This is a genomic window from Desulfosoma caldarium, from assembly GCF_003751385.1.
Taxonomy (GTDB): domain Bacteria; phylum Desulfobacterota; class Syntrophobacteria; order Syntrophobacterales; family DSM-9756; genus Desulfosoma; species Desulfosoma caldarium.
In genome coordinates this window covers 12,276-25,028 of the sequence record NZ_RJVA01000017.1, presented here as the reverse complement: position 1 = coordinate 25,028, position 12,753 = coordinate 12,276, and the positions used below count along the sequence as shown (strand labels likewise).

The 12,753-nt window shown below is 56.0% G+C and carries 14 protein-coding genes; 5 read left to right on the top strand and 9 right to left on the bottom strand.

Going from position 1 to position 12,753, the window contains the following annotated elements; all coding sequences use genetic code 11:
• The first annotated feature begins 130 nt into the window (after nucleotides 1-130).
• Genes thiW through EDC27_RS15305 form a run of 4 tightly spaced genes read left to right on the top strand, consistent with a single transcriptional unit; the run spans nucleotide 131 to nucleotide 3,337 of the window.
• The gene (thiW, locus tag EDC27_RS15320) at nucleotides 131-613 is read left to right on the top strand and encodes an energy coupling factor transporter S component ThiW (protein ID WP_170161865.1); all 483 of its coding nucleotides are present in this window, start codon (nucleotides 131-133) and stop codon (nucleotides 611-613) included.
• Nucleotides 610-2,070: an ABC transporter ATP-binding protein gene (locus tag EDC27_RS15315; RefSeq protein ID WP_123291515.1), complete on the top strand. Its 1,461-nt coding sequence runs from the start codon at nucleotides 610-612 to the stop codon at nucleotides 2,068-2,070. Before thiW ends, EDC27_RS15315 begins: the two co-directional genes overlap by 4 nt.
• The gene (locus EDC27_RS15310; RefSeq protein WP_123291514.1) at nucleotides 2,067-2,774 is read left to right on the top strand and encodes an energy-coupling factor transporter transmembrane component T family protein; all 708 of its coding nucleotides are present in this window, start codon (nucleotides 2,067-2,069) and stop codon (nucleotides 2,772-2,774) included. Before EDC27_RS15315 ends, EDC27_RS15310 begins: the two co-directional genes overlap by 4 nt.
• Nucleotides 2,771-3,337 carry a hypothetical protein gene (locus EDC27_RS15305; RefSeq protein WP_123291513.1) on the top strand — a complete coding sequence of 189 codons (567 nt, stop codon included), beginning with the start codon at nucleotides 2,771-2,773 and terminating at the stop codon, nucleotides 3,335-3,337. The genes EDC27_RS15310 and EDC27_RS15305 overlap by 4 nt, the downstream gene beginning before the upstream one ends.
• 8 nt (nucleotides 3,338-3,345) lie before the next feature.
• On the opposite strand, the gene EDC27_RS15300 is transcribed toward EDC27_RS15305, so the two are convergent.
• The 3 genes from EDC27_RS15300 to EDC27_RS15290 all read right to left on the bottom strand — a co-directional run bounded on the left by EDC27_RS15300 (nucleotide 3,346) and on the right by EDC27_RS15290 (nucleotide 5,925).
• Nucleotides 3,346-3,771: a hypothetical protein gene (locus EDC27_RS15300; RefSeq protein ID WP_123291512.1), complete on the bottom strand. Its 426-nt coding sequence runs from the start codon at nucleotides 3,769-3,771 to the stop codon at nucleotides 3,346-3,348.
• 9 nt (nucleotides 3,772-3,780) lie between these two features.
• A complete protein-coding gene (gene larB / locus EDC27_RS15295; RefSeq protein WP_211334934.1) occupies nucleotides 3,781-4,575 on the bottom strand; it encodes a nickel pincer cofactor biosynthesis protein LarB in 795 nt (264 codons plus the stop codon).
• A 111-nt stretch (nucleotides 4,576-4,686) separates the two neighbouring features.
• Nucleotides 4,687-5,925 (bottom strand): 3-deoxy-D-manno-octulosonic acid transferase, encoded by a 1,239-nt coding sequence (locus tag EDC27_RS15290; RefSeq protein WP_170161864.1) that lies wholly within the window; start codon nucleotides 5,923-5,925, stop codon nucleotides 4,687-4,689.
• Nucleotides 5,926-6,259: 334 nt separating this feature from the next.
• On the opposite strand from EDC27_RS15290, the gene asnS reads away from it, so the two are divergent.
• The gene (gene asnS / locus EDC27_RS15285) at nucleotides 6,260-7,660 is read left to right on the top strand and encodes an asparagine--tRNA ligase (RefSeq protein ID WP_123291509.1); all 1,401 of its coding nucleotides are present in this window, start codon (nucleotides 6,260-6,262) and stop codon (nucleotides 7,658-7,660) included.
• A gap of 24 nt (nucleotides 7,661-7,684) precedes the next feature.
• Here asnS and EDC27_RS15280 read toward each other — a convergent pair whose 3' ends face one another.
• From EDC27_RS15280 to EDC27_RS15260, 6 genes are all read right to left on the bottom strand, one after another.
• On the bottom strand, nucleotides 7,685-7,906 hold the full coding sequence (locus EDC27_RS15280) for a HypC/HybG/HupF family hydrogenase formation chaperone (RefSeq protein ID WP_123291583.1): 222 nt from the start codon (nucleotides 7,904-7,906) through the stop codon (nucleotides 7,685-7,687).
• Nucleotides 7,869-8,426: a HyaD/HybD family hydrogenase maturation endopeptidase gene (locus EDC27_RS15275; RefSeq protein ID WP_123291582.1), complete on the bottom strand. Its 558-nt coding sequence runs from the start codon at nucleotides 8,424-8,426 to the stop codon at nucleotides 7,869-7,871. Before EDC27_RS15275 ends, EDC27_RS15280 begins: the two co-directional genes overlap by 38 nt.
• A 97-nt stretch (nucleotides 8,427-8,523) precedes the next feature.
• Nucleotides 8,524-10,164: a nickel-dependent hydrogenase large subunit gene (locus tag EDC27_RS15270; protein ID WP_123291508.1), complete on the bottom strand. Its 1,641-nt coding sequence runs from the start codon at nucleotides 10,162-10,164 to the stop codon at nucleotides 8,524-8,526.
• Nucleotides 10,165-10,221: 57 nt separating this feature from the next.
• Nucleotides 10,222-11,172, bottom strand: coding sequence for a hydrogenase small subunit (locus tag EDC27_RS15265; RefSeq protein ID WP_123291507.1), 951 nt, complete (start codon nucleotides 11,170-11,172; stop codon nucleotides 10,222-10,224).
• A 490-nt stretch (nucleotides 11,173-11,662) separates the two neighbouring features.
• Entirely contained in the window at nucleotides 11,663-11,836 is a 174-nt protein-coding gene (locus tag EDC27_RS16135; protein ID WP_170161863.1) for a hypothetical protein, read from the bottom strand.
• A gap of 399 nt (nucleotides 11,837-12,235) precedes the next feature.
• Nucleotides 12,236-12,694, bottom strand: a complete 459-nt coding sequence (locus EDC27_RS15260; protein WP_123291506.1) for a response regulator — start codon at nucleotides 12,692-12,694, stop codon at nucleotides 12,236-12,238.
• Nucleotides 12,695-12,753 lie beyond the last annotated feature (59 nt).

The following is a 12,753-nucleotide window of genomic DNA, read 5'->3' as shown; positions in this document are numbered from 1 at the left end:
CACGGAAGCTCGTGGATGGTTCGTTGCGCTTTGAACGGGCCCATGCTATGAAAGCGCGCAGGATAAAGGCAAGAGCCGGGCACCACGAGAGGGGTGCGCCTTGGGTTTTGGTATGCAGGGGAGGGGAATCATGCAAACCCGTAACATGGCCACAGCAATTGTTTTTGTGGCCCTGGCCGTGGCCTTGTCTCCCATTTTCATTCCTGTAGGCATTGCCAAGTGTTTCCCCGCTCAGCACATGATCAACGTCATGAGTGCCGTTATGCTGGGCCCAGGCTACGCGCTGTTGGTGGCGGCCACCGCTGCGGTTCTTCGCAATCTTTTGGGCCTTGGCACGATACTGGCCTTTCCCGGTGGCATGATTGGAGCCCTGCTGGCCGGCCTCGCTTACAAGGCCACAAAAAATATGTACGCCGCCGCCCTCGGTGAAGTCGTGGGCACGGGCATCTTGGGCGCCCTGGTCAGTGTCTGGATTGTGGCTCCCGTCTTTATGGGCAAGACCATGCCCCTGATCACACTCATAATCGCCTTTAGCGTGAGCACTCTCGGAGGTTCCCTTCTTGGACTGGCCGCCTTGCATCTCTTGCGCAAGGGAGGCCTCTGGCAGCCGTGATTCACCTGAAAAATGTGGCGTATTGCTATCCGGGCCGCCAGACAGGGTCCTCGTGGGCCTTGGACCACATTGACCTGAATGTGCGGGAGGGGGAGTTCGTCTTCATTTTGGGGCCCAGCGGGTCGGGAAAATCCACCGTAACCTACGTGCTCAACGGGTTGGTGCCTCATTTTTTTGGAGGCCACTTTGAGGGAAGCGGACAAGTCTGCGGCCAATCCATTCCAGAAACTCCTCCGGCCGTCTTGACCGAGCAGGTGGCTCTGGTGCTTCAAAACACAGACGCCTACCTTTTCTGCAGCAGCGTGGAAGCAGAGCTTCTCTTTTCCCTAGAAAGATCCATCACGCCAAGGTCTTTGTTCCCGCACGTCATCGATGAAGTTCTCTCCTTGTTGGGCATCGAACCGCTAAGGCATCGAGCCCCTCAGGATCTTTCCGGAGGAGAAAAGCAACTGGCTGCCCTTGCTTCCGCCCTGTGCCTTCGACCTCGACTTCTGGTGCTGGACGAACCTTTTGCCCATCTGGACACGCCAAACCGGCAGCGTGTTCAGCAGGCCCTTGAAGGCGTTCTTCGTTTAGGTACAAGCGTCATTGTGGCCGAACATGTGGTGGATGATTTCGCTTTTCGAGCAAACCGATGCCTTGTCATGGAATCCGGCCGCGTTTGCTTTGACGGTGCCCCCGAAAAAGCCCATGGCCAGATGATGGATGTGGGCATTCTGCCGCGTTATGCCAAACCGACACAAGAGCCCCTTCATAACGGCCAGCAGGATCTGGTGGAACTCTTGGATGTGAGCTTTTATCGAGAAAAAAGGCCGATCCTGGACAAGGTATCCTTGACGCTCACCGCCGGAGAGCGGGTGGCCATCACCGGACCTAACGGATCCGGAAAAACAACCCTGGTCAAAATTCTGGGTGGCCTACTCAAACCCCATGATGGATTGGCTCTCTGGTGCGGTCGGCCCATTCACACCATGCCTCCTTCACAGCGAGCGCAGTACATCGGGGTGAGCTTTCAAAACCCCAACGACCAATTCTTCAAAGTCCGCGTCGAAGACGAAGTATGGGCGGGACCCAAATTTCTGCAAAAGAAGGGGTTTCCTGTGGATTCCACCTGGCTGACTTACACCTTGGATCTCTTCGGCCTGACTTCACTCAAGGACCACAGCCCGTATCGACTCAGTGAAGGAGAAAAAAAACGCGTCGCTCTGGCCTCGGTCCTTGCCATGAACCCACAGGTGCTCGTTCTGGACGAACCCACGGCAGGACAAGACGGTCGATTCCGCCAGGAACTGTCTGCATGGCTCAGAAAGCTCTCTTCGGAGCGGCACATGGCCATTGTGGTGGTCACCCATGATGCGGATTTTGCTCACGCCACGTGCCAACGCCGCCTGGTGCTGCAGCAGGGTCGACTCGTGGAGGACGACCAGTGCATGCATTCTGCAAGGGACAATCCATGACGGCATTCCTGTCCAAGACCACACGCCACACTTCATGTCGCCTGGATCCCAGGGTGCGCCTTTTCTTGGGACTGCTGGCCATTATAGTGGTTCTCCTGACAAAAACCCTAGCGGTGCTCCTGATCGAAAGTCTCCTTCTCGCCGTTGCGCTTTTCATTTTCTCCCGGGCAAAACGGCGACTCTCTTCGTTCCGTCTCGCCTGGCCCATGGTGAGTCTGGTTTTCGTCATGGCTGCGCTGGCGCTCGATTTGGAAACGGCGGTGCATCTATCCCTGCGACTGACCAATCTTTTCGCGGCTTCGGCGATGTTCTTTCAAACATTGGATGCGGAAGAATGGGCCGTCACCTTGCGCGCCATGAAGGTGCCGTATTCTTTAGTGTTTATTCTCATGACCTCCCTGCGTTATGTCCCCCTGCTGGGCCGTTCCCTTCGACACATTTATGACGCCCAGACCGCGCGAGGTATCGACGTGCGCTTTCGGCTGCGCAATGTGGGTCGGCTCTTGGCACTGGTCATGCCTCTGCTGGTTCAAGCCTTTGTCTTGGCGGAAAACTTGGCTATGGCCATGGAATCCAGAGGGTTTGGTCGCACCCCGAAAAGCAACCCTCGCCTAAGCCCGCTCTCTCTTCACGACGTTCTGTTGGCCGCTCTGGGATTCGTGGTGGCTTTGGCCTTGTGGTTTTGGGAAAGGTTTCAGACATGATGCCGGAAATGCCCACCGCGCAGGAATGCCGCGGCCGTTTCGTGCTCATCGTGGGCGACGTCAACCGAGGGAAAACGACCTTGACAGCTCGACTGCTTCACGCCTACACGCACACTTTTCCAGAACCCGTCGCCGTCGTGGATCTGGCACCCCGTATTCCCCACGCCAGCCCACATCCCGCCTTTCGACCCGGTATCGGAGGGCGCTTGGTGCCTATCGATTCACAGCGGGCTTTTTACTTTTCCACCGAGCTTACCGCACCAAGGCTTCAGGCCTTCACCGTGGAAGAGCGGTGGAAGCTTGCCGAGGAAAATGCGCAACGCATTGAGTCGCTTTTCGCCCAAGTGCTGGAGGCGCATGTGCCTGCCGTCTTCGTCAATGACGTCTCCCTCTATGTGCAAGGAAGACCCGCGGAAAACTTGTTGGCATGGTTAAACGGTTTTTCCACACGCGTGGTCAACGGATACTACGGGTGCACTCTGGGTTTGGACGCTTTTTCCCTTCAGGAACGTCGCCGTATGGAACAGCTCATGCGCCGATGTGATCTATTGGTGCGATTGTGAAAGATAGGCTACTGGAGAGGAATCAGTCGTGTCACCTGAGCATTGACGCACCGGTAAATTTCTTCATCGGTGCCATAGATGTCCACGATACAACGGTGATCGATGAGCTTTTCGATAATATACGCCGTGACAAAGAGACTCACAAAATGGGGACGAGGCACAAGGTCTCGAATGTTGGCCACCTGGTACTGGACCTCGAACTCCTCCGACGTAAGCAGGCTGGACAGGCAACGATGGATTTGCTCCTCCAGTTCGTTTTTGCTGGTGGTTTCTACCAGTTTGTTTTCGATGAGTTTCATGGCGATGCGCCCGCTGAGGTCGTCCACATGGTGCCGAAGCAGCTGCAGGGCCCGCACACGCTGCAGCTCTTTGGCCTGGTCCAGCCTCGAGATGACGGACATTTCCCGTACGTTGGGTCGCCAATCCCGTGCCATACCTTCTCCTTATGACGTTCCTGAACCGGCAGAATCTTCATGTTTCCAAGCATTGGCCATATCGGCAATCATACTCGCCAGATAGCCGGCTCCAAAGCCATTGTCGATGTTTACCACGGCCACTCCGGGAGCACAACTGTTTAACATGCCCAGCAAAGGAGCAAGACCTCTGAAAGAGGCTCCATAGCCGATGCTCGTGGGAACGGCGATCACCGGACGCTTAACCAAACCGGCCACAACACTGGGAAGAGCCCCTTCCATGCCGGCCACCACCACATAGACCGCAGCCTTGGACAGCTCATCCAGCAGATGGAGCAGGCGATGAAGACCCGCAACGCCCACATCATAAAAACGCTGAACCTTCTGGCCCAGTACTTCAGCCGTCACCGCGGCCTCTTCCGCCACAGGAATATCGGAAGAACCTGCCGATAAGACTTGAACCGGAAGCCTTTGTGCAACGGCATGTTCCGAAATTGGCCCTTTTTTGTACAACACCCGCGCTTTGGGCTCATACTGCATATCAGGCATGGCGGCACAGATTTGCGCGGCCTTTTCTTCATGGACTCGAGTCACCAACAAGGGAGTCCCCGTGGCGGCCATGGCTTGCAAAATGTGAAGGATTTGCGAGGCGTCCTTGTCCTCTCCGTAGACCACCTCGGGATAACCCCGGCGCAATGGTCGATGATGATCCACTCGCGCAAAGCCCAAATTCTCAAAAGGTAAGCGCCGAAGAAAATCCAAAACCTGGTCCAGATCGGTCGCCCCTTTTTTGTACGCGTGCAAGATCTCAATGAGTCGTTCCATGGTCATGTCCCTGCCTACTGGGCCGTCCGCGGCCGAAAAGTCTCCGTTGTCAAGGCCCGGCAGAAAAAAAGTGCGCTTTACCCCTTTTTGAGCCCCTTGGTTTTGAGTCCCTCATTTCGATGCCTCTTGGGCTTTGGCGCGCCACAAAAAAGGCTGAAGGCTCGTCAGCTGCCGTTCGGCCGCTCCGCCAAGTTCTTCGAGGGCCTTGCGCGCCGCATCCTTTTTCCACCCACCAAAGGCCCCTGAGAGAAGGGCATGGCGCCACCGCCCATACAGATCCTCGGGGCTGTGCACCATGATTCCGGCACCATGCCGCTGCAATACGACCTGTTCTTCCCACACCTTTTCCACATGCGGTCCATAGTAAACCGTCTTTCCCCATGCGAGGGGTTCCACGATGTTGTGGCCTCCCACGGGGGCCAAAGTGCCTCCGCAAAAAATGAAGTGGCCCAGGCCATAGAGTTCAAAAAGGTGCCCGATGCCGTCCACCACGAGACAGTCGCTTTGCCGGCGCTGCGACTCGTTTGAAAGAAAAGAAGACAGAAGGTCATAAGGCACGCCATGACCTTGAAGCCATGCGATCATGGACGCTACCCTGTCCAGGTGACGTGGCGCAAAAATGCCCACCAGGCGAGGACATTCCCGCTTCAGCTTGATAAAAATTTCCAAGAGGGCCTGGCATTCCTCTCCGCGCAGGCTTCCTGCCACCAGTGCGGGAGCCTCTGAAGAGAGCCCAAGTCGCCGGCGCCATGCTTCGACTAAAGAGGGATCAGCTCGGTGCGTTAACGTGTCGTACTTGGCGGAACCCGTCACGGTGATTCGCTGCGGCGAAACCCCAAGGGTCACAAGTCGCTGCTGATCCTCGACGGTGTTGACGCAAGCCCATTGAATGGAACGAAAAACATGGCCAAAGATGAAAAAAAAACGTCGATACTGCCGCCAGGACTTTTCGGAGACGCGCCCGTTTAGAAGCACCACAGGAATCCCATGCTTTCTCAAACACCAATGCAACAGCGGCCAAAATTCGCTTTCCAACGTCACAAAAACGTCGGGGCGAAGAGATGTAACAGTGCGCCATACGGCCCAAGGCACATCCATGGGGGCTTCGAACACTTGAACGTTTTTAGGCACGTGAGATCTCGCAAAGCGATAACCTTGGGGTGTGCCCACGGAAAGAAACACTTCAACCTGAGGATCCACATCGGGCAGGCGGCCTATGACTCCGAGACCTCCCGTAACTTCCCCCACCGATGCCGCATGAAACCACACGCAGGGACCGTTCCGACAGGCCTTTGGGGTTCGCCCCGACAAAAAACGTCGGCGCCAGAATGCCTTCTCATCCTCCCCCATGGGGATTCTCCTTGCCAATTCGTGGCCTTCCATTCTATGACGTGCTTGATTCGCCGTGCGGCATTGCCGGTCCTTGCCCATGGCTTCGTGGGCACCGTTATCAAAATCCAGCCAGCGAAGCAACCCACGGGTATTTAGGCATGGGATTTTGAGAGAGTCCCAAAACCGCGGTGCCCTCAGTGGAGGCATGGCGATTCGTCAAAGGCCGCAAGGACAGCGGTGAAGAATCTTTTTTCACCCGCTTTTCAAAAAAAAGCGGTGCTCATGACCTCCCATGGCCAGGTCGCGCGCAGAGCCATGGGTTTGATTTCCATCAAGGGAGGTTTCGGTACCCATGAACAAGGCCCTTCGCATCGCGCACATTTTGAGAAACACCTCGGCGTTTCAGGGAAAAGACGTGGTGGTTCAAGGTTGGGTTCGAACGCGTAGAGATTCCAAAGCGGGCATCAGCTTTCTGGAAGTCAACGACGGCTCATGCCTCACCAACCTGCAGGTGGTTTTGGAAAGGGATCGCCCAAACCTAGCCGCCCTCGTGGAACGGCTGACCACCGGCTCCTCCGTGGAAGTTCGCGGCACACTGACCCCTTCCCCCGGTAAGAGACAAAGCGTCGAGCTGCTGGCCCGGGACATTCTGCTCTACGGATGGACCGATCCGGCACGGTATCCTTTGCAGAAAAAGCGCCATAGCTTTGAATTTTTGCGAACCATTGCGCACTTGCGACCGCGCACCAATACCCTCGGGGCCGTGGCCCGCATTCGAAACCGCCTAAGCTACGCCCTTCACACCTTTTTCCAAGAAGAGGGTTTCTTCTATGTTCATACGCCCATCATCACCACCAGCGACTGTGAAGGGGCCGGCGATGTCTTTCGCGTGACCACGCTGAATCCGACCGAATTGGAGCATGCCAACGACGAGTCCCTTTATGCGCAGGATTTTTTCCATAAACCTACGTTCCTCACCGTCAGCGGCCAACTGCAAGCGGAAATCTATGCCTTGGCCCTCGGCAAAGTCTACACCTTTGGCCCCACGTTTCGAGCCGAAAATTCCAACACCAGCCGCCACCTGGCGGAGTTCTGGATGGTGGAACCGGAAATGGCCTTTGCCGACCTGGACGACGACCTGGCCCTGGCCCAGCGGTGCCTTCAGTATGTGGTATCAGACCTTTTGGAGCATTCGTGGGATGACCTTCAGTTCTTTGCGCGATTCGTGGAACCCGGCCTCCTCGAATCTTTGAAGGCTGTCAAGGAACAGCCCTTTGAAGTCATCTCGTATACCGAGGCCGTCAATCTTCTCAAGAAATCCAAGGAGCCTTTTAATTTTCCCGCGGAATGGGGATCCGATCTGCAGTCGGAACACGAACGGTATTTGACGGAAAAGGCATTCCGAAGGCCCGTGGCCGTCATTAACTTTCCTCGAGACCTCAAACCCTTTTACATGAGGGTCAATGACGACGGAAAAACGGTGGCCGCTATGGATGTTCTGGTACCTCGCGTGGGAGAAATCATCGGCGGATCGCAAAGGGAAGAACGGCGGGACATGCTCTTGGAACAAATGAACCGCAAGGGAATATCCCTAGAATCCTACGCGTGGTATCTAGAACTGCGCGAATACGGCTCAGCCCCCCACTGCGGATTCGGCCTGGGGTTAGAACGCTTCGTGCAATTCGTCACCGGCTTGGGAAACATTCGAGAGGTCATTCCCTTTCCGCGCACTCCGGGCCATGCCGATTTTTGAAACGGCAAAAAACGTTCGGCGCCGTTACGCATGAGAGGCCAGTTCGCGAAGTAGGCGCAAAGATTCTTCCGCTTCGCGGGGATCCACCTTGTGCAGGGCAAAGCCCGCATGGACGATGACATAATCGCCCACGGACACTTGTTCGGGCAGAAGCGTTAAGGAAGCCTTGCGCACCGCTCCTCCTACCTTCACAGTGGCCATTTCGTCATCAATCTCTATGATTTCCGCAGGAATCGCCAAACACATAATCCGTCGCCTCCCCGAACGGCTGCGGCGCGTGGGCCTTGAGCCTCCACGATCCACCGGCCTTTTGGATTTCTTCCAAGACCAGAACTTCGAGCTCCTTCATGTTGGCCGCGACAGGCGGGGTGAGAGTGATGCCCCACGGTTCAATGTCCAAAGGTTCCATGCCAACGATGACACAGGTGGGACGCTGGCCAAGCACCTCCGCGTAGGCCAAGGTTTCCACCAGGTCCAGTTGATGAATGGAGTTTTTGAACGTGACCTTTTTGGACAAATCGTCTGCGGACATCTTTTGCACCGTTCCCGGATCCGCGCCCCTCTGGACGGCATCGATCACGATCACATGGTCCGCTTGAGCGATGGGGTCCAGAAGCCGAAGTCCCAACGTTCCTCCATCCATCAGGCGCACGTTTTCTGAAAAATCATAAGCGGCTTCAAGGCGGCGCACAAGATGCACTCCGAGCCCTTCATCCTTCAAGAGAACATTGCCCACTCCCAGCACTAAAATCTTTTGCGGCGCCATGGCGGTGACATCCATTATCTCGGAACAGAATAAGGGGATCCCGCCCTCGTCACGGGCGGGTCCCCTTGCAAAAGCACGACCTTTCAGCGCCTAGGCACTAGACGACCTTGAACTTATACACCTGGTTACTCTGCGGATCAATCACATGCACGCCGCAAGCGATGCACGGGTCAAAGGAATGCACGGTGCGAAGAATTTCCACCGGGCGCTTGGGATCGGCCACAGGCGTGCCGATAAGGGCCTCTTCCACCGGGCCGGGCTTGTTGGCGGCACATCGCGGCCCCAAGTTCCACGTGGAGGGCACCACCAGTTGGTAGTTGGCGATCTTCTTGCCCTTGATCTCGATCCAATGCCCCAAGGCTCCGCGCGGCACATCATTGAGGCCCATGCCCTGAGCGCTTTCCGGCATCTCGTAAGGCTCAAAGGTCTTGGTATCCCCCTTCTTCAGGTTTTCCACCAACTGCATGATCCAGCCTTCCATGGCCTCACCGATAATCTTCGTCTCTATGGCTCGAGCCGCTGTTCGGCCCAGGGTGGAAAACAGAGCTTCCACAGGAATACCCAGATGCTTCAGGACGCCATCCACAGCCTTTTTCGTGGGCTCGTGCCCCTTGCCGTAAGCCACGAGAACACGAGCCAGCGGGCCCACTTCCATGGGTTCCCCGTTGTAGCGCGGCGCTTTCATCCAGCTGTAGCGGTCCGCCGTATCCAGTTTGGTGAACATAGGCTTGGTTTCGCCCTGAGCGGGGTTGAGGGCGCCGTCGCCTTCGTACCAGCTGTGCTTGACGTGCTCCGTGATTTTGGCCGGATCCACAGCGTCCACCTTGCCCAGGTTGCGTTTAAAAATAGCTCCGCGCGGGAAAAACAGGCTTTCAGGCTCCTTGGCGCTTTGTGGAAATTCGCCGTAAGCTAAGAAATTGGTAGTCCCGCCGATGGATCCCCAATCTTTGTAAAAACCGGCCACAGCCAACAGGTCTGGAATGTAGACGTTGTTGACGAAGTCCATGGTTTCCTTCCACAGATACAGAAATTCGGAAACCCGGTCGGGGTTGAGATCCGCAGCACAGGTCACACCCCCCACCACCAGGCTCTGGAGATGCGGGTTCTTGGCCCCAAAGACAGCATGCATGCGAGCGGTGCGCGCCTGCTGGCGCAGGGCTTCCAGGTAATGGGCGGCGGCGATCAGGTTCACTTCCGGGGGCAATTTGTAGGCCGGATGGCCCCAATAGCCGTTGGCAAAAAGACCCAGCTGGCCACTGTCCACAAATTTTTTCAATCGGGCCTGCACGGCTTTAAAGTCGCTCGGCCCACTTTTGGGCGCGGGCGATACGTCGTTGGCAATTTTGGAAGCTTTGACGGGGTCGGCCTGAAGGGCGCTGACCACATCCACCCAATCCAAGGCGTGAAGGTGATAGAAATGCACGATGTGATCGTGCAGGAACTGGGCTCCCATGAGCAGGTTTCGAATCAGCCGCGCATTGTCGGGAACGGTGACGCCCACGGCATCATCCACACACCGAACGGACGCCAATCCATGAACGTAGGTGCACACGCCGCAGGCGCGTTGCGTGAAAAGCCATGCATCCCGAGGGTCTCGGCCCTTGAGAATGATTTCCAAGCCACGGAACAGCGTGGAACTGCTCCACGCGTTGGTCACCTTTCCGTTGGCGACCTCGACTTCGATCCTCAGATGTCCCTCAATGCGGGTAATGGGATCGACCACTATGCGCTCTGCCATTTTTCGTCTCTCCTTGAGGCGGGTTTCCAGCTTAAGGTTTCCGGTTTAAATTGTTGGCTAAAGCGTTTCGTAAAATGGAGACATGGCATCCCAGAAATTGGGTTCGCTGCAACCGATGCACGGATGCCCCGCCTCCACCGGCCAGCTCGTCCCGTCATTGAACTTGACCAAGGGGCAGTTGTTGAAGGTCTCGGGCCCCTTGCAACCCATCTCATAGAGGCAGTAGCCCATCTGGGCTTCCTTGGATCCCCATTCCGTGACAAATTCTCCGTTTTCAAAATGAGACCTTCTGGGACATTGATCGTGCACCGTCTTGCCGTAGGCAAAGAGAGGCCGCTTGTGGGCATCCAGATCCGGAAGTTTGCCGAAAAGCAGATAGTTCACGACGGTTCCGACGAAATTGATGGGGTTCGGAGGACATCCGGGAATGTTCACGACGGGAACCTTGAGCGCGTCGCCCAAGGCCTCGGAAACACTCTTTGCCCCCGTGGGATTGGGGGCCGCCGCCTGAACACCGCCAAAGGACGAGCAGCTTCCGATGCACAGGACGGCCAGAGATTTAGGGCACACTTCCTTGGCAATCTCCAGCATGGTCTTGCCGCCGATCATGCCGTAGATACCATTGTCGGCCGTGGGAATGGCTCCTTCCACGACACAGATGAACTTGCCCTCATATTTCTTGACGGTCTGATGCAGCACTTCTTCCACACTGTGACCCGCCGCGGCCATGATGGTTTCATGATAGTCCATGGAAATAGTTTCTAAAAGGAGTTCGTCAATCCAGGGATACGTGCTGCGCAAGACGCCTTCCGTGCACCCCGTGCACTCCGCAAAATGCAAGTACACCACCGGCGGCCGCGGACCCGACGTCAAAGCCTCGGCAATCTTTGGCGCAAAAGACGGGGCCAATCCCATGGTCGCGGACACCATCGTGCAAAACTTCATGAAGTCACGACGTGTCACACCCTTCGGCACCAAGCCCTTCTGAAGCTTACGTTCCTGTCCCATCAAAGACCTCCTGTTCCAGTACAGTCTCCCTGATCCCTTCGAAGCTTCGCCGCTTCGAAGGCGCCCTTTTGAGCACACCCACCTTCCTGCCATGGCCCGTGGGCATGCCCGAAATCCGCTCATCCCCCCCGACTCATCGTCATGCCCAAATACTCCAACCTTTTTGTGGCCTCGCACACTGCGCGCGCCAACTTTTCCAAAACCGAAAAATCTCCATTGCAGGCCTTTGGCCTGGGCGATCCTTTCCGTACTCAAGGAGTAGCCCCGCATGGCCTCGCATCGTGCTTGAGGGCCCCTCTAAACATAAAGCCTCGGTCCAACGTTACTTTTAAAGGACCAGACCCCGTTGTGGCCTGGCGAGGGATTTTTTACTTTTCAGCAGGCTCCGAAGTTGGACGTTCCCGAAATCGCCGAACCGCCCGTGCGGTGCGTCCGATCCTTGAACCCGTTCAAAGGATTCCCGTGGGCGCGGGGTCAAAAACGTGCGTGCTCAGTTGGCCAGCACTTCTTCCATCTTCTTGATGATGCGAGAGGGAATGGGATAGTCGTCTTGAACGAGATACAGCTTGAGGATTCCGGCATCAAACTCCATGGCTTGCGCAAGAGAGGCAACGTCCATTTTCTTTTGGGCCATTTTTTCCAAAAGCTCGGATTTCACGTCCACGATTAGCGCCCCCTTTTTTCCGCGTTTCCCTTTCCAGGCCGGACCACTGCGCCCGGTCCTTGAGGCGAATCACGCCATCTTATAAGTAAAACTTATATACCCATGGATAATCACGGTTTCAAGAGAAAAGACTCACAAGCTCGGCGGCAAGACGGGACGGCAAGATGGGCAGCTCATACAAAAGGCCGCAGGGCATGTGCCCTGCGGCCTTTTGAGGGAAAAGGGGCTCTTGGGAATTTTATCGGGAATGGGAAATGGCTATTGAGAATGAGCACTCGATGGATGTCCGCATTCGCATGAAGTTCCGCCGCCGCTGAAAGATCGTGAATGGGCAAAGAAACCGCGCTATCCGGCGCATTCGTCACGTGAGATCGAAGGTCAGCTTCATCGGTCGCTGTTTCAAAGAACCCCTTCCCTGAGAATTGGGGCCGGTGCCTGATCCAAGGAACTGGAACAACCTTGCAAAAGCGCAGGAGAACGAACCGTAGTGATTAAGGATTTCAGAATCCGCTCGAAGTCCGATAGATCAAAGGGTTTCTTGAGAAATTCATCCGCCACGGGAACCACATCGCGAGAAATCCACTCGAAGTCGTAGAAAGAGATGAGAACCGCTCCAAGAATCGCTTGCCCGGTCTTCAGTTCCGCCACAAGCCGCGCCCCGTTACCGTCTCTCAGGTGATATTCCACCACACCCACGTCGTAGCGAAAGGTCTTGGCCAATCGTCGCGCTTGTTCGCACGTGCTGCAGCTGTCAAAGGAATATCCGGCCCTTTTTACACCATTTTCCAAAGAACGCCTGAATGGGGCATCGCTTTCCACAAGGAGGATTCGCCCACTGGAAGAGAGATTCCGCTGCATACCGCCTCCATTCGACTTTTACGCTTTTGCAAGTCGCGTACCAGATTGAGCGATGCGCT